This window comes from Lentzea sp. NEAU-D7 (genome assembly GCF_026242055.1).
Taxonomy (GTDB): domain Bacteria; phylum Actinomycetota; class Actinomycetes; order Mycobacteriales; family Pseudonocardiaceae; genus Lentzea.
On the sequence record NZ_JAPJDL010000002.1, the window covers coordinates 675,130 to 690,130 of the forward strand.

The window sequence follows — 15,001 nt, forward strand, 5'->3', positions numbered from 1 at the left end:
GAAAGGACAGACCCGATGCACATCGGTGTACTCGACGTACGCAACAACAAGGCGTTCCTAGTGGACGGACCGCAGGTTCCGCAGAGTCTCGTGAGGCAGTACGACCTGCGCCGCGGCGACCAGATCAGCGGCGAAGCGGAGAACGACAAGCTCGTCGGCGTCGACACGGTCAACGGACGTGCGCCGCACAAGCGGCGGCGGTTCGAGGACCTGACGCCCCTCTACCCCAACGAGCGGCTGCGGCTGGAGCACGATCCGAACGAGCTCACCAGCCGGGCGATCGACCTGGTCATGCCGGTCGGCAAGGGGCAGCGGGCGCTGATCGTCGCGCCGCCCAAGGCCGGTAAGACCATTGTGCTGCAACAGATCGCGGCCGCGATCGCCAAGAACCACCCCGAGACCCACCTCATCGTCGCGCTCGTCGGCGAACGGCCGGAGGAGGTGACGGACATGCGCACCACGATTCCGGGCGAGATGTTCACGTCGACCTTCGACGAGCACCCGAACGAGCACATCCGGGTCGCCGAGCTCGCCGTCGAGCGGGCGAAGCGGCTCGTCGAGGAAGGGCAGGACGTGGTGATCCTGCTCGACTCGCTGACGCGGCTCGGGCGTGCCTACAACCTCGCGCAGCCCAACGGCGGGCGCATCCTCAGCGGCGGGATCGACGCCCGGGCGCTGACGCCGCCGAAGCAGTTCCTCGGCGCCGCGCGCAACATCGAGGACGGCGGCAGCCTCACGATCTTCGCCACCGCGCTCGTCGAGACCGGGTCGCTCGCCGACACGGCGATCTTCGAGGAGCTCAAGAGCACCGGCAACGCCGAGCTGAAGCTCGACCGCAGGGCGGCGCAGCGGCGGGTCTACCCCGCGATCGACCTCCAGCAGTCGAGCACGCGCAAGGCGGAACTGCTGGTGTCGAAGCAGGAGCTCACCATCACGGACGCACTGCGCCGGGCCATGGCGGACCGGGACATCGACGTGATCGTCGACGGGCTGCGCAAGACGCAGAGCAACGCGGAGTTCCTCATGCAGATGTCGAGGTGACGCTCCAGGTGGTTGACTGGCGGCGATGAGTCTCCTCCAGGTCACGTGGACCGACCCGGCCACACAAGCACGCGGTTATCTCGTCATCGACCGGCTGGTGCGCGGGGTCAGCAGCGGGGGGCTGCGCATGCGTGCGGGCTGCACGCTCGACGAGGTGCGCGGGCTGGCCGAGGGGATGACGGCCAAGGAAGCCCTCAACTACGACCCGGACGCACGGTACGTGCCGCTCGGCGGCGCCAAGGGCGGCATCGACTTCGACCCCTACGACCCGCGGGCGAAGGACGTCCTCACGGCTTATCTGCACGCCATGTCCCCCTACATCGAACGCTTCTGGACGATGGGCGAAGACCTGGGGCTGCGGCAGTCCACCATCGACGAGGCCATCGCGAAGATCGGCCTCCAGTCGTCCATCCAGGCCGTCTACCCGCTGCTCGACGACGAGCGGAAGGCCAGGCGACGCCTCGCGGACGCCTTCGAGGTCACCGTCGACGGCGTCGGACTCGACGAACTGGTCGGCGGCTACGGGGTGGCCGAGGCCGCGCTGACCGGCATCGAACACCTCCACCTGCGGGACCCCACCGCGTTCGTGCAGGGTTTCGGCTCGATGGGCGGCGCCACCGCCCGCTACCTCGCCAAGGCGGACGTCAGGGTCGTCGGCCTCGCGGACGTCCACGGCGTCGTGGCCAACCCGGCCGGGCTCGACGTGGAGACCCTGCTGCTGTCCCGTGACGCGCACGGGGCCATCGACAGGACGAAACTCCGCCCGCAGGACCGGCAACTCGCCGGCGACAGCTGGCTCGACGTCGAGGCGGACGTCCTCGTCCCCGCCGCGACCAGCTACGCGATCCACAGCGGCAACGCGGGACGGGTCAGGGCCGAGCTCGTCGTCGAAGCGGCGAACATGCCCGTGACACCCGAGGCGGAGGCGATGGTCGACGCGCTGGTCATCCCGGACGTCGTCGCGAACTCCGCCACGAACTCCTGGTGGTGGTGGACCCTGTTCGGCGACATCGAGCCCACGGCCGAGTCCGCGTTCGAGAAGATCGGCACGAACATGCGCCGCCTCGTCACCGCGATCATCGGCGAGCCGTCACCGCGAGCAGCAGCGCGGCACCTCGCGGCCGCCGCGCTGGAGGAGATCGAGCAGCGCCACCGGTCGTAGACTCGGCACATGCCAGGCCTGGAACACACCACCACGATCGCGGCCCCTCCGGAACGCGTCTGGGCGGTGCTCGTCGACGTCGAGCGCTGGCCGGAGCACATCCCGACGGTCGACTCCGTGGAACGCCTCGACGAAGGCCCGTTCACCGTCGGTTCCAGCGCCCGCCTCCGGCAACCGAAGCTGCCCGAGGCCGTGTGGACGGTGACCGAGCTGACCGACGGCACCTCGTACACCTGGGAGTCGAGGTCCCCCGGTGTCCTCGGCGTCGCCTCGCACGTCGTCGAGCCGCATCCCGGCGGCACCCGGCTCACCCTCGCGGTGAGCGTGTCCGGTCCGCTCGCGGGGATCGGCTGGCTGATGACGAAGGCACGGGCCAAGCGGTACGTCGAGACCGAGGCCGCCTCCATCAAGAAGGTCGCCGAGCAGAGCCAGACCTAGCGTTGGGCCGGACCCAGCGCTACAGCGGGCCGAGCAGCCAGGCTCCCGGCCCGTCCTCGTCCTCCGAGAAGTAGAACGCCCGCCAGGCGGCGAGCAGGTCCTCGGTCCCGATCAGCCCGTCACCGTCGTGGTCGAGCCGTGCGTGCACGGCCCGTGCGTCGGCCTCGGACACGTGCATCAACGCCGTGGACCACCGCACGTGCTCGTCCAAGCCGAGCTGGCCGTCACCGTCGTGATCGGCGACGGCCAGCAGCGCGTCGAGGTACGGCACGTAGACGTCGTCGAAGGCCTCCGGGCGTCCCAGCAGGCCGAGCACGAACGCCGTCCGGTACTCGGCCAGGCTGATCCTGTCGTCGTCGTTCGTGTCCGTCACGGCGACGAGGTGGTCCCACACGCCCAGCAACTGCTCGTGCAACCGCTTCGCGCGCACGTCGTCGTCGGTCAGGCCGAACGCCGAGGTCAGCCGGGCGCTCGCCAGCTCGAAGTCCGAGCGCTCGACGTACCCGTCCCCGTCGCTGTCGTAGGTCTCGAACCTGCGGGTGAGCCTGCGGTCCAGGAACGGCGTGATCTTCATGCCTCCCTGTGTACCCCGTCAGCGCTTCTTCTTGCGTGCCGGGGCGCCGACGTAGTCCGCGAGGTGCTCGCCGGTCAGCGTCGAGCGGCCCGCGACCAGGTCGGCCGGGTTGCCCTCGAACACCACCTTGCCGCCGTCGTGGCCGGCGCCGGGGCCCAGGTCGATGATCCAGTCGGCGTGCGCCATCACGGCCTGGTGGTGCTCGATCACGATCACCGACTTGCCCGAGTCGACGAGGCGGTCCAGGAGCGCCAGGAGCTGCTGCACGTCGGCCAGGTGCAGGCCGGTCGTCGGCTCGTCCAGGACGTAGACGCCGCCCTTGTCCGCCATGTGCGTGGCGAGCTTCAGGCGCTGCCGCTCGCCGCCGGACAGGGTCGTGAGCGGCTGGCCCAGCGACAGGTAGCCGAGACCGACGTCGTTGAGCCGATCCAGGATCGCGTGTGCGGCCGGGGTGCGGGCCTCACCGGCGCCGAAGAACTCGACGGCCTCGGCGACGGGCATCGCGAGCACCTCGGAGATGTCGCGGCCGCCGAACTTGAACTCCAGCACCGCCTGGTCGAACCGCTTGCCCTCGCAGACGTCACAGGGGGACTCGATCGTCGCCATGATGCCGAGGTCGGTGAACACCACACCGGCGCCGTTGCAGTTCGGGCACGCGCCCTCGGAGTTCGCGCTGAACAACGCGGGCTTCACGCCGTTGGCCTTGGCGAACGCCTTGCGGATCGGCTCCAGCAGGCCGGTGTAGGTCGCGGGGTTGGACCGGCGCGACCCCTTGATGGGCGTCTGGTCGACCACGATCGCCCCGGCGTCGCGCGGCAGCGACCGGTGGATCAGCGACGACTTGCCCGAGCCCGCCACACCCGTGACCACGGTCAGCACCCCGAGGGGGATGTCGACGTCGACGTCGCGCAGGTTGTTCGCGGACGCCCCGCGGATCTCAAGGACACCGGTCCTCTCCCGCACCGACGGCTTGAGCGACGCGCGGTCGTCGAGGTGGCGGCCGGTCACGGTGTCGCTCTTGCGCAGCCCCTCCAGCGTCCCCTCGAAGCAGATCGTGCCGCCGCCCCGCCCGGCGCCGGGGCCGAGGTCGACGACGTGGTCCGCGATCGCGATCGTCTCGGGCTTGTGCTCCACGACGAGGACGGTGTTGCCCTTGTCCCGCAGGCGCAGCAGCAGGTTGTTCATCCGCTCGATGTCGTGCGGGTGCAGCCCGATCGTCGGCTCGTCGAACACGTACGTCACGTCGGTCAGCGCGGACCCGAGGTGCCGGATCATCTTGACGCGCTGGGCCTCACCACCGGACAGCGTGCCCGCCGGCCGGTTCAGCGACAGGTACCCGAGACCGATCTCCACGAACGAGTCCAGGGTGTGCGCGAGCTTGTCGACCAGCGGCGCGACGGACTTGTCCTTCACCCCGCGGATCCAGTCGGCCAGGTCCGTGATCTGCATGTCGCACAGGTCCGCGATCGACACGCCCTTGATCTTGGACGACCGCGCCGCCTCGGTCAGGCGGGTGCCGGAGCACTCGGGGCAGGTGCCGAACGTCGCCGCGCGGTCCACGAACGCTCGGATGTGCGGCTGCAGCGCCTCGCGGTCCTTGGACAGCATGGACTTCTGCAGCTTCGGGATCAGGCCCTCGTAGGTCAGGTTGATGCCGTTGACCTTGATCTTCACCGGGTCCCGGTACAGGAAGTCGTGCAGTTCCTTCTTGGTGTACTTGCGGATCGGCTTCGCCGGGTCGATGAAACCCGACTGCGTGAACGTCTGCACGGTCCACTGGTTGTCGACGTTGTAGCCGGGCACCTTGATCGCGCCCTCGAGGATCGACTTCGACTCGTCGTAGACCTCGGTCAGGTCGATGTCGGAGACCTGGCCGCGGCCCTCGCACCGCGGGCACATGCCGCCGGTGATGGAGAACTCGCGGCGCTCCTTGACCTTCTGGCCGGCCTTCTCGATCGTCACGGCGCCCGCGCCGGAGATCGAGGCGACGTTGAACGAGAACGCCTGCGGGCCGCCGATGTGCGGCGTGCCGAGGCGGCTGAACAGGATGCGCAGCATCGCGTTCACGTCGGTCGCGGTGCCGACGGTCGAGCGCGGATCGGCGCCCATCCGCTGCTGGTCGACCAGGATCGCCGTGGTGATCCCCTCCAGGAGGTACACCTCCGGACGCGGCAGCGTCGGCATGAACCCCTGGATGAACGCGCTGTAGGTCTCGTTGATCAGCCGCTGCGACTCCGCGGCGATGGTGCCGAACACCAGCGAGCTCTTGCCGGACCCGGAGACACCGGTGAAGACCGTCAGCCGGCGCTTCGGGATCTCCACGTCGACGTCGCGCAGGTTGTTGACCCGTGCGCCCTGCACGCGGATCAGGTCGTGGGTGTCGGCATCGTGCGCCGCCGGTGCTGTCCTGGTCATGGCGCAAAGCTAACTCGCGCCACTCGGCTCTGCCTTCTTGATTCCTGATCGGTTATGAACGAATCCGGTAGTGGTAGGTGCACACCTCGCGGAACCCCGTCCGCTCGTACAGCCGGAACGCCGTGGTGTTCGCCTTCTCCATCTGCAGGTACATGTGGTTCGCCTCGTGCGTGGCCGCCCATGAGGCCAGTGCGGCGAGCACGGACCGTGCGGCGCCCTGACCTCGTGCGTGGGGAAGTGTCGCCATGCCGAACACCCCGGCCCAGCCCTCCTCGGTCACCGCACGCCCCACGGCCACCACCTCGCCGTCCACCTCGGCGTGCGCGTAGGCGGAGGGGTGCTCCACGCGGCTGAGCAGGTCGCGTTCGGCGCTGACGTCCCGCGTGGTCACCGCCTGCCACGCCGCGAGCCACTCGTCGGTCGGCCGCGCCGTCACCTCGCCCGCGTCCGAGTGCGCCTGGCGCAGTACCTCGGAGGTCGACGCGATCTGCAGGGACATGTCGTGACCCCGCTCGTACCCCCTGGCGTCCAGCACCTGGTCGAGATCGTCCGCGCACACGCCCGGCGTGATCTGGAACCGCGCCCCGGCCCCGCGTTCGGCGCAGAACTCCTCCGCCCGCTCCACCCGGTCCTCGCGGTCGTGCGGCAGCACCGCGCTCACCCACCAGGCGTCGCCGGGGGAGTGCCGCAGCCACCAGCCGCCCGCCTCCTCGACGTGCGCGGCGGGCTGGGCGCGCGCCGCGCACTCCTGCAGCGTCTTCAGCAGCACGTCAGTCCAACGACCCCAGCAGCCAGTTGCCCGCCTCGGCGGGGTCCTCCGAGAAGTAGAACTCGCGGATCGCCGCCAGCAAGGCCTCAGTGGACAGCAGTCCGTCCTCGTCGGACAGCAGGTCGTGGATGCTGCGCGCGTCGCGCTCCGAGAGGTGCAGCAACGCGCCGGTCCACCTCACGTGCTCCTCGAGCGTCAGCCTGCCGTCGTGGTCCTCGTCCGCGATCGACATCAGCGCGTCCAGGAACGGCACGTACCCCTCGTCGAACGACTCCGGCGTCTCCAGCAGCCCGTTCGCGAACGCGGTCTTGTACTCGTCGACGCTGATGCGCCCGTCGCGGTCCTGGTCGGCGACCGACGACAGGTGCTCCCACAGCCCGATCAGCGCGTCGTGGAACCGCACCGCCCTCGGATCGTCCACGGCCAGCCCGAACGCCTTCGTGGTGCGCTCGGCCGCCTGTGTGAAGTCCTCCCGCTCGACGTACCCGTCACCGTCCGTGTCGTAGGTCCGGAACCGGCGGGCGAGCTTGCGGTCGAGGAAGGCGGTGATTTCCACAGGAACCCTTCTACCGCATCCGGCCCCGAAGCAACACGCCCGCGAACGGGAAGCGGTCCCGAACTCAGCGACGTCCCAGCCCGGACAGCGAGCTCGCGACGACCACCATGCCGATCATCCCGATCACCGCCGCCACACCGCCGACCGCGGGTTTCGACACCTGCTGGACGTGCGCGACCGGGCGCGGCGGCGCTGGTTCGCCCGGTGCCGGCACGGGAGGTGCCGGATCGCGCGGCACCGGCGCGCTCGCCGACTCGATCCGGACGACCGCGCTCGCGCCGACCGCGCCGCCGGCACCCGCGCCGGACACCGTCAGCCGGGCGTTCATCGGGGCGGTGACCTGGCAGGTGTAGGTGACGCGGGCGCGCGGTGCCAGCACCGGGAACGTCCGGCGGCACGCGGCGGGCTCGCCGTTCACCTGGACGTCGGCGATCGGCAGGGAGGACGCGTTGCCGACCGTGACCGTGACGGTGACGACCTCGCCGTCGCGCGCCCGGTCCTTCGACCAGGCCGCGCTGATGGTCAGCCGCGGGTAGATCACCTCGACCCGCACGGAGGCCGACGCCTCGACCTCGCCGCCGATCCTGTCGGCCGCCGAGACGGTCGCAGTCAGCGCGCCGCTCTCGTCGCCCGCGGGGGCCGTGCAGTCCACCGCGGAGGTGGCTCCGGGGTCGAGCTGGCCCTGCATGGGGTCACACCCGGCGGCCGCACGTGCGGTGAGGCCGTAGAGCGGGGTGTCGCCGGTGTTCGTGACCGTCGTCGTGAACTTCACGGCCTGGCCCGCGAGTGCCGTCACCGGTTCGGTCGTGGTGGTCGCGCGCAAGGCCGGGTGCAGCACGTCCACGGTCGAGGAGTGCCGTGCCGCGAGCGGATCGCCGGCGAGACTGGCGCCGCTCACCGCGATCGTCGCGGGGTAGTCGTCGTCGGCCGCCGTGGACGAGCACGTGCGCGTGGCCGTGGCGTGCGGGGCGATCGTGCCGACCTGCTGGCCGCACACGGTCACGCCGATGGCGGGCGCGTCACCGGCGTTGGTGACCGTCGCGGTCTGCGTGACGGTGTCCTTCGGGTGCGCGGCGGGCCTGGCGGGGTCGACGGTGAGGGTGAGCTCGGGGAGCGGGAACGACCACGCGATGCTCTGGACGAGGAACGCGTCCTCCGCCCTCCTGAACGCCAGCTCGGCGCTCTTCGTGCCGGGTTCGAGGACGTTCGCGTCGACGGTGACCGTGCGCGCGTCGACGCTCATGTTGTTGGGGTGCGCGGCACCCTGCGCGGACGACACGAACGCGTTGCGCCCGCCGACCGCCGAGCCGTTGATCAGCATCTGGTCGCCGTCCGTGGCCCAGTCGCCCTCGTACGCGGTGATGCCGACGCGGATGGCGCCGCCGGTGGGGTGCGTCGGTGCGATCGGGGTGTGCAGCACCGGTTTCCCCGTGGGGAGCCGCACGTGACCGCCGTGCACCGCGACGTGCCGCTTGGCGGGTGCCGCCGCGGTGGCGTGCGGGAACTTCCACACGACCGTCAGCGACCAGCCGCCGAAGCAGTCGAACCCCTGCGGCGCCCAGACGTTGCCGACCGTCACGGTGCCGCTCGTCAGCGCCCGCGTGACGTCGGCCTCGGCGCTGTAGAAGGCGTTGTCGGTGTGGGAGAGCTCGTCCGGGCCGTCGAGGACGAACCGGCCGGGGCTGACGCGGGTGCCGTTGAAGATGACCGGGTCACGCGGCGTGCCGGGCGGGGCCACACCGTCACGGCAGGTCGCGCTGCCCGCCCAGCCGAGCTTGGCGTAGGCGACGGTCGCCCCGGCCGGGATGCTGAGCCGTGCGCTGGACGAGGTGAACGTCGCCGGGTCGCCGTCGACGTCGGTCCACGACATGCGGTGGCCGTTGTTCAGCGCGGACGGCCCGTGCCCCTTGCGGTTCATCGCGTCCACACAGGACCGGGGGGAGTACTTGGGGTCCGGTCCCGCCTGCTCGGGCGTCGGGCAGGTCAGGACGGAGTTGCCGATGACCGCGACGTCCCCGTGGACCGCCTCGGTGAACTGGGTGCGCCACACCTCGGACGCGGCGACCGGCGGTCCCGGGGCGAGCAGCGGAACCAGCAGCACGACGGCGATGAGGATCGGTACACGCATGCCACGCCTTCCGGTCGGGTCGGCGCACAGGTTGGCACGGCCGGACGGTGTTGTCACCGCCCGTTGATCATCACGTCCTCACTCTCCGTTGAGGACTGTCGTCGTCGGTTCTCCTGTTCGTGTCACGGGCTTGTGAGCCGGAGGTTCGAAGTGGACCTGCTGTGTTCCCGATCCGCCGCCGTTGCTCTTGATGGGCGGGGAAGAGTGCCGGGAAGCGTGGTGTTGGTGGCCAAACGGTGTCCCGCTGTGGCGAGATGGAGGCCATGTGGACCGGGCTTGTCATCGTTCTCGCGTCGGTGGTCGTCACGGCGGTCGCCCTCCTGCTCTTCGGGCGTTCCCGTGCCCACGACCAGGCCGACGACAGGGACGCGGACTCGCGCGGCTTCCTCGGCGCGGTGATCAGCGGCCTGTTCATCGTCGCGCTGGCCTTCTACATGGTGATCGTCTGGGAGGAGGGCGGCGCCGCCGAGGACAACGCCGCGCGCGAGGCCGCCTCGGTGGCCGACCTCTACTGGCAGACCGCCGTCATGCCGCAGCCGCAGCGCGACCACGTCCGCTCGCTGCTCACCGAGTACCCGAAGCTGGTGGCGAACAGGGAATGGCCCAAGCTGGCGGTGGGGGAGCCCGACGACACGACGACCGAGGCGCTGAACTCGCTGCACACCGAGATCCTGTCGCTGCCCGCGTCGCCGGACGAGGTGAAGAGCGCGCGCGAGCGGTCGCTGGAGCGGATGCGGGAGATCACCGACCTGAGGCGCGACCGGCTGGACTCGGCCGCGGGGCTCGACAACACCGGCCGGATCATGCTGATCGGGACGATCGCGGGTGCCGTCGCGATGATCGTGTTCCCGATGCTGATCGGGTTCACGGCGCGCAGGCGGCACATCCTGCAGATGTGCCTGACCTCGGCCGTGCTGGCTTTCGTCTGCGTGCTGTGCGCCGGGATGACCCAGCCGTTCGACGGGTGGTTCCGGGTGCGGCCGGAGCCGTTCACGAGCCTCACGGAGGAGCTGGCCGGCATACCGGTGGAGGAGAACCGGTGACATCGGCCGACCGCGGCCTCTGAGATGATTCCCGGGCAGCCGGACCTGGGGGGAAGCACATGTGGGGACGCTGGACCGCGCCGCGGCGGCTGGCCGAGTCGGCGGGCTTCAAGTGGAGGCACGTGCGCGAGATGAGCGAGCTCACCATCGCGACGCTGGCGGCGTGCTCGGCCGCGCACCGGGTGGCGCCCGCCGACGTGCCGCAGTCGGTCGCCATGGCCGCGGAGGAGCTCCTGCACGAGGAAGCCGCCTACGAGCTCGTGGTGGCGTTGATCGAGAACCTGCAGAACCTCAGCTCGCACGGCCTGGAGCAGCTGCGCACGCCGGACGAGATCACCGCTGTGCTCGGACCGCGCTCCCTGGTCGTGTGGAACGCGGTCGACGAGTTCTGGACGGCGGTCGCACGGTGGCGACGTGCCACCGGCGAGCCGCTGCCGTCCAACGAGGACGTCCTGTCCGTCGAGGACGAGGGACTGCGCGCGAACCTGTGGACCTCGATCAGGAGCCTGGACGACGGCACGCGCGTCGGCCTCAGCGAGGCGGTCCTGTTCGAGAAGGCGGGCGGCGCCCCGATCCCCGGCTACCGCGAGCTGATGGCCGCCGGTCAGTAGCCGCGGTCGGGCAGCATCACCCAGAGCACGAGGTAGACGACAAACTGCGGTCCGGGCAGAAGGCAGGACAGCAGGAACAGAAGGCGCACGGTGCCCGCCTTCATCCCCCAGCGCTGGGCGAGCCCCGCGCAGACACCCGCGATCATCCGGTTGGTCCTGGGCCTGCTCAAAGCAACTGTCGTGGTCATGTACCCAGGATGCCCGCTGTGAGCCGTCTCCTGCATCGGGACGAACCCTGGTTCGACCCGGATGAGGCACGTCACGCGAAACCAGGGGTCACCACTGCAACAGCGGCGGGCTATCCGACGTTGGCGGTCGAGAGCTGGTCGACGAACCTGAGGCACGTGGTGCGCATCGTGTCCACCGTCATGGCGCGCGAGCCCGCGAGCACCTGGAGCGCGAGGCCGTCGAGCATGCTGACCATCATGTTCGCCAGTTCGACCGGGTCGCCGGACGGGTGGATGTCGCCGGCGGCCTGCCCGTCGCGGAAGATGCTCGCCACGATGTCGCGCCACTCGCCGTAGAAGCGCTCGTTGAGCTCCTGCAGCTCGGGGTTGCGGATGGCCTCGACCCAGAGCTCGACCCAGACCTTCCACGCCTCGACGGTCTCGGCACCCTCGGGCAGGTACGACTCGACCACCATGCGCAGGCGCGAGAGCGGCGGCTCGTCGGACTCGAGGATCCAGCGGCGGCGCGCCACCGAGACCTCGAAGCAGTGTTCGAAGGCCGCGTCGGTGAGCTCGCGCTTGGTCTCGAAGTAGTAGTGGACCGTGCCGCCGGACACGCCGGCGTCCTTGGCCACGTCGGACACCCGGAGGTGGCGGAAACCCTCAGCCGCGATCACCTTGCAGGTGGACGCGAGGATCTGCGCCTTGCGTTCGGCTTCCACGCTTGGACGGGGCATCCGTCACCTCCTGATTTATCTCGAACCTTACCGAAACGGGAAGCGCAGCCTGCGCCAGTCGGCCTTTTCCACTTTCGCCAGGACCGAGCCCGGCAGGACCGCCACCCCCTCTGCGCTGGTGAAGCGCACCCAGTTCGATCACTGCCGAATCACCAATTCTGTCGACATCGACATCCGGTCCTCCCGTTCCCGGACGGTCGCCGAAATAGCCCGCACCGCCGTGCAGAACCCGCCATCGGCCGTTTCGCTCAACGGGATGTCCGCCTTTCGGCTGCGAGCCGGCGCGCTTTTCGCACGTTTCGGCCCGGTGATCGTGAGGGTGAGGACTCTCCGGCGGTGACGGCGCCGCGGCACGAGGTCGACGCAGGTCGTACGTCCCGCGTACTCCCGGGGCTCGTACGCTGATCGGGTGGTCGCACCCCCCATCGCGCCGGAGCCGGCGGAACTGCCCGCGCGCAGGCGAAGAGTGAGCCGTCCGGTGTTGTCGCGCGTGGCGCTCGCCGTCGCCGGTGGCGTGCTGATCTACCTGAGCTTCCCGCCGCGTCCGCTGTGGTTCCTGGCGCCGGTCGGGTTCGCGCTCCTCGCGCACGTGGTCCACGGCAGGCGTGCGCGCGCCGGGTTCGGGTACGGGCTGCTGTTCGGGCTCGGGTTCATGGTGCCGCTGCTGAGGTGGACCGGTGAGTTCGTCGGGCTGATCGCGTGGCTGCCGCTCGCCCTGGTGTGCGCCCTGATGATCTCGATCGGCACCGCCGCGATGGCGTTCGCGTCGCGCGTGCCGGGGTGGCCGCTGTGGGCGGCGTGCCTGTGGGTGGCGGACGAGGCGCTGCGCGGCGTGGTCCCGTTCGGCGGCTTCACCTGGGGCAAGATCGCGTTCGGACAGCCGGAGGGCTGGTTCCTGCCGCTCGCGTCGCTGGGCGGGGCGCCGCTGGTGACGTTCGCGGTGGTGCTGACCGGCTTCGGGCTGTTCTGGCTGACGAAGAACTGGCGGCTCGGCCTGCCGCTGTTCGCGGTGCCGCTGGTGGTGGGCCTGGTGGTGCCCGTGGGGGTGGACGCCTCCGCCGGGACCGTCACCGTCGCCGCGATCCAGGGCAACGTGCCGCGCGCCGGGCTCGACTTCAACGCGCAGCGCCGGGCCGTGCTCGACAACCACGCCAAGCGCACCCTGCAGCTCGCCGCCGACGTCGCCGCGGGCAGGGAGAAGCAGCCCGACGTGGTGATCTGGCCGGAGAACTCGTCGGACATCGACCCGTTCCGCAACCCCGACGCCGCCGCGGTGCTCGACGCCGCCGCCGACGCGATCAAGGCGCCGATCGCGGTGGGCGCCGTGGTGATCGACAAGAACGACGGGCTGCCGCGCAACACCGTGGTGCTGTGGGAGCCCGGCAAGGGGCCCACGGACACCTACACGAAGCGCAAGCTGCAGCCGTTCGGCGAGACGATGCCGATGCGGTCGTTCTTCCGGCTGTTCGCCTCGGAGGTGGATCGGGCGGGGGTCTTCCAGCCCGGCACGGACCCCGAGGGTTTCGTCATGGGGCCCGCGAAGGTCGCACTTGACACATGTTACGAAGTGGCGTTCGACTCAGTGGTCCGCGACTCCGTGACGGCCGGCGCGACGATCATCGCGATCCCGACGAACAACGCCACGTTCGGGTACACGGAGATGACCTACCAGCAGCTTTCCATGTCCAGACTGCGTGCGGTGGAGCACGGCAGGGCCGTGGTCGTGGCGGCGACCTCGGGGGTCAGCGCGATCGTCGAACCCGACGGTTCCGTCACTCGGAAGACTGGGCTCTTCGAGCCTGGTGCCCTGGTCGCGACACTGCCGCTGCGGTCGCAGACTACGCTGGCGACTTGGCTAGGAGCCTGGCCCGAGTGGGTGATGACCGCTGCGGGCCTCGCGGCGTTGGCGCTGGGCTTCACCCGACGACGGAAGGACTCGAATGGCGCAGCAGCCTGACCAGGAACTCGGGCAGGTGCTGGTGGTGATCCCGACCTACAACGAGCGGGACAACATCGGAAAGATCGTCAAGAGGCTGCACACGGCACTGCCCGACGTGCACGTGCTGGTGGTCGACGACGGCAGCCCCGATGGCACCGGCCAGCTCGCCGACGAGATGGCGGCCGCCGACGACCGCGTCCACGTGATGCACCGCACCGAGAAGGCCGGGCTGGGCGCCGCGTACGTCGCGGGCTTCCAGTGGGCGCTCGACCGCAACTACGGCGTCATCTGCGAGATGGACGCCGACGGCTCGCACGCCCCGGAGCAGCTGCACCGGCTGCTCGACGCCCTGCCGCAGGCCGACCTGGTGCTGGGCTCGCGCTGGGTGCCGGGCGGCGAGGTCGTGAACTGGCCGACGCAGCGCAAGCTGCTGTCGCTGGGCGGCTCGCTGTACTCGCGCCTCGCGCTGGGCGCGAACATCCGCGACATGACGGGTGGCTACCGGGCGTTCCGCGCGGACACCCTGCGCAAGCTGAACCTCGCCTCGGTCGCGTCGGCCGGGTACTGCTTCCAGATCGACCTGCTGTGGCGCACGCTGGAGCTGGGCTTCCGGGTGCGCGAGGTGCCGATCACGTTCCTCGAGCGCGAGTTCGGCGAGTCGAAGATGAGCGGCAACATCGTCCGCGAGGCGCTGATCCGCGTGACGAAGTGGGGCCTGCGCCGCCGCGGCAACCAGGTCAAGGACCTGTTCACGGGCAAGCGGAAGTAGTCGCACGGTCACTTCGGACCGTTCGTCGTGGACGGTCCGAAGTGGCGGCCGTCATTTCCGGTACTTCCCGTCGATCGGTTCCAGGCCGTTGCCGCCGCTCGAAGGTGATCAACCGGCAGCGGAGGTCGGCGTCGTCCGTGCTTCGCCCGCCCTGTGAACGGGTATCACCTGGGGCATGACGCTGGTTTCCGAACGCCATCCGCTCCGCGCGCTCGGCCTGTTCGCCGCGGCCGTGCTGGTGACCGCCGTGGTCGGGTCGCTGTTCTCCGTGTCCGCGGGATCGACGTACATGGCACTGGAGCAGCCTTCCTGGGCGCCGCCCCCGTGGCTGTTCGGTCCGGTGTGGACGCTGCTCTACGTGATGATCGCGTTCGCCGGGTGGCTGGCGTGGCGGGCCGGGGCGACGCGGCGCGAGCTGACCCTGTTCGGCGTGCAGCTCGTGCTGAACGCGGCCTGGACGCCGTTGTTCTTCGGCCTCGGGTGGTTCTGGGTGGCGTTCGCCGAGATCCTGGTGCTGTGGCTCGCGATCGTCGCGGTGATCGTGGCGTTCACCAGGCGCAGCAAGGCCGCCGGCCTGCTCCTCGTGCCCTACCTGGGCTGGGTGAGCTTCGCGGCGGCCCTGAACCTGTCGATCGCCGTCCTCAACTGACCG

15 protein-coding genes are annotated in these 15,001 nt (G+C 70.2%); 8 read left to right on the forward strand and 7 right to left on the reverse strand.

Annotated features, from left to right (window positions below; all coding sequences use genetic code 11):
- The first annotated feature begins 15 nt into the window (after positions 1-15).
- The 3 genes from rho to ORI60_RS06540 are packed head-to-tail and all read left to right on the forward strand — an operon-like array spanning position 16 to position 2,641.
- The gene (gene rho, locus ORI60_RS06530; RefSeq protein WP_323055881.1) at positions 16-1,041 is read left to right on the forward strand and encodes a transcription termination factor Rho; all 1,026 of its coding nucleotides are present in this window, start codon (positions 16-18) and stop codon (positions 1,039-1,041) included.
- Positions 1,042-1,066: 25 nt separating this feature from the next.
- Positions 1,067-2,203, forward strand: a complete 1,137-nt coding sequence (locus tag ORI60_RS06535) for a Glu/Leu/Phe/Val dehydrogenase dimerization domain-containing protein (protein WP_266035371.1) — start codon at positions 1,067-1,069, stop codon at positions 2,201-2,203.
- Between the two features lie 9 nt (positions 2,204-2,212).
- Entirely contained in the window at positions 2,213-2,641 is a 429-nt protein-coding gene (locus ORI60_RS06540) for an SRPBCC family protein (RefSeq protein ID WP_266035372.1), read from the forward strand.
- Between the two features lie 19 nt (positions 2,642-2,660).
- On the opposite strand, the gene ORI60_RS06545 is transcribed toward ORI60_RS06540, so the two are convergent.
- The 5 genes from ORI60_RS06545 to ORI60_RS06565 all read right to left on the reverse strand — a co-directional run bounded on the left by ORI60_RS06545 (position 2,661) and on the right by ORI60_RS06565 (position 9,083).
- Positions 2,661-3,215: an EF-hand domain-containing protein gene (locus ORI60_RS06545; protein WP_266035373.1), complete on the reverse strand. Its 555-nt coding sequence runs from the start codon at positions 3,213-3,215 to the stop codon at positions 2,661-2,663.
- An 18-nt stretch (positions 3,216-3,233) separates the two neighbouring features.
- Complete coding sequence (locus ORI60_RS06550) at positions 3,234-5,630, reverse strand: excinuclease ABC subunit UvrA (RefSeq protein ID WP_266035375.1); 2,397 nt, start codon at positions 5,628-5,630, stop codon at positions 3,234-3,236.
- 52 nt (positions 5,631-5,682) lie between these two features.
- Entirely contained in the window at positions 5,683-6,399 is a 717-nt protein-coding gene (locus ORI60_RS06555) for a GNAT family N-acetyltransferase (RefSeq protein WP_266035376.1), read from the reverse strand.
- 1 nt (position 6,400) lies between these two features.
- The gene (locus tag ORI60_RS06560; RefSeq protein ID WP_266035377.1) at positions 6,401-6,955 is read right to left on the reverse strand and encodes an EF-hand domain-containing protein; all 555 of its coding nucleotides are present in this window, start codon (positions 6,953-6,955) and stop codon (positions 6,401-6,403) included.
- A gap of 64 nt (positions 6,956-7,019) precedes the next feature.
- Positions 7,020-9,083, reverse strand: a complete 2,064-nt coding sequence (locus tag ORI60_RS06565) for a hypothetical protein (RefSeq protein ID WP_266035378.1) — start codon at positions 9,081-9,083, stop codon at positions 7,020-7,022.
- A gap of 263 nt (positions 9,084-9,346) precedes the next feature.
- Here ORI60_RS06565 and ORI60_RS06570 point away from each other — a divergent pair, with 263 nt between their 5' ends.
- Positions 9,347-10,126, forward strand: a complete 780-nt coding sequence (locus ORI60_RS06570; RefSeq protein WP_266035379.1) for a DUF4239 domain-containing protein — start codon at positions 9,347-9,349, stop codon at positions 10,124-10,126.
- Positions 10,127-10,185: 59 nt separating this feature from the next.
- On the forward strand, positions 10,186-10,737 hold the full coding sequence (locus ORI60_RS06575; protein WP_266035380.1) for a hypothetical protein: 552 nt from the start codon (positions 10,186-10,188) through the stop codon (positions 10,735-10,737).
- On the opposite strand, the gene ORI60_RS06580 is transcribed toward ORI60_RS06575, so the two are convergent.
- Both ORI60_RS06580 and ORI60_RS06585 read right to left on the reverse strand, forming a co-directional pair.
- On the reverse strand, positions 10,731-10,925 hold the full coding sequence (locus tag ORI60_RS06580) for a PspC domain-containing protein (RefSeq protein WP_090064506.1): 195 nt from the start codon (positions 10,923-10,925) through the stop codon (positions 10,731-10,733). The two genes, ORI60_RS06575 and ORI60_RS06580, sit on opposite strands and share 7 nt — an antisense overlap.
- 110 nt (positions 10,926-11,035) lie before the next feature.
- A complete protein-coding gene (locus tag ORI60_RS06585) occupies positions 11,036-11,641 on the reverse strand; it encodes a TetR/AcrR family transcriptional regulator (protein ID WP_266035382.1) in 606 nt (201 codons plus the stop codon).
- A gap of 409 nt (positions 11,642-12,050) precedes the next feature.
- Between ORI60_RS06585 and lnt the strand changes: the two genes are divergently transcribed.
- The 3 genes from lnt (at position 12,051) to ORI60_RS06600 (ending at position 14,998) form a co-directional block, all read left to right on the forward strand.
- Complete coding sequence (gene lnt, locus ORI60_RS06590) at positions 12,051-13,598, forward strand: apolipoprotein N-acyltransferase (RefSeq protein ID WP_266035383.1); 1,548 nt, start codon at positions 12,051-12,053, stop codon at positions 13,596-13,598.
- Positions 13,582-14,349: a polyprenol monophosphomannose synthase gene (locus ORI60_RS06595; RefSeq protein ID WP_266035384.1), complete on the forward strand. Its 768-nt coding sequence runs from the start codon at positions 13,582-13,584 to the stop codon at positions 14,347-14,349. The genes lnt and ORI60_RS06595 overlap by 17 nt, the downstream gene beginning before the upstream one ends.
- A gap of 175 nt (positions 14,350-14,524) precedes the next feature.
- On the forward strand, positions 14,525-14,998 hold the full coding sequence (locus ORI60_RS06600) for a TspO/MBR family protein (RefSeq protein ID WP_266035386.1): 474 nt from the start codon (positions 14,525-14,527) through the stop codon (positions 14,996-14,998).
- Positions 14,999-15,001 lie beyond the last annotated feature (3 nt).

Bases quoted from the DNA above. Each gene is read 5' to 3' on its own strand.
- rho (WP_323055881.1), top strand. From the start codon at position 16: ATGCACATCGGTGTACTCGACGTACGCAACAACAAGGCGTTCCTAGTG.
- ORI60_RS06535 (WP_266035371.1), top strand. From the start codon at position 1,067: ATGAGTCTCCTCCAGGTCACGTGGACCGACCCGGCCACACAAGCACGC.
- ORI60_RS06540 (WP_266035372.1), top strand. From the start codon at position 2,213: ATGCCAGGCCTGGAACACACCACCACGATCGCGGCCCCTCCGGAACGC.
- ORI60_RS06545 (WP_266035373.1), bottom strand. From the start codon at position 3,215: ATGAAGATCACGCCGTTCCTGGACCGCAGGCTCACCCGCAGGTTCGAG.
- ORI60_RS06550 (WP_266035375.1), bottom strand. From the start codon at position 5,630: ATGACCAGGACAGCACCGGCGGCGCACGATGCCGACACCCACGACCTG.
- ORI60_RS06565 (WP_266035378.1), bottom strand. From the start codon at position 9,083: ATGCGTGTACCGATCCTCATCGCCGTCGTGCTGCTGGTTCCGCTGCTC.
- ORI60_RS06570 (WP_266035379.1), top strand. From the start codon at position 9,347: ATGTGGACCGGGCTTGTCATCGTTCTCGCGTCGGTGGTCGTCACGGCG.
- ORI60_RS06575 (WP_266035380.1), top strand. From the start codon at position 10,186: ATGTGGGGACGCTGGACCGCGCCGCGGCGGCTGGCCGAGTCGGCGGGC.
- ORI60_RS06580 (WP_090064506.1), bottom strand. From the start codon at position 10,925: ATGACCACGACAGTTGCTTTGAGCAGGCCCAGGACCAACCGGATGATC.
- ORI60_RS06585 (WP_266035382.1), bottom strand. From the start codon at position 11,641: ATGCCCCGTCCAAGCGTGGAAGCCGAACGCAAGGCGCAGATCCTCGCG.
- ORI60_RS06595 (WP_266035384.1), top strand. From the start codon at position 13,582: ATGGCGCAGCAGCCTGACCAGGAACTCGGGCAGGTGCTGGTGGTGATC.
- ORI60_RS06600 (WP_266035386.1), top strand. From the start codon at position 14,525: ATGACGCTGGTTTCCGAACGCCATCCGCTCCGCGCGCTCGGCCTGTTC.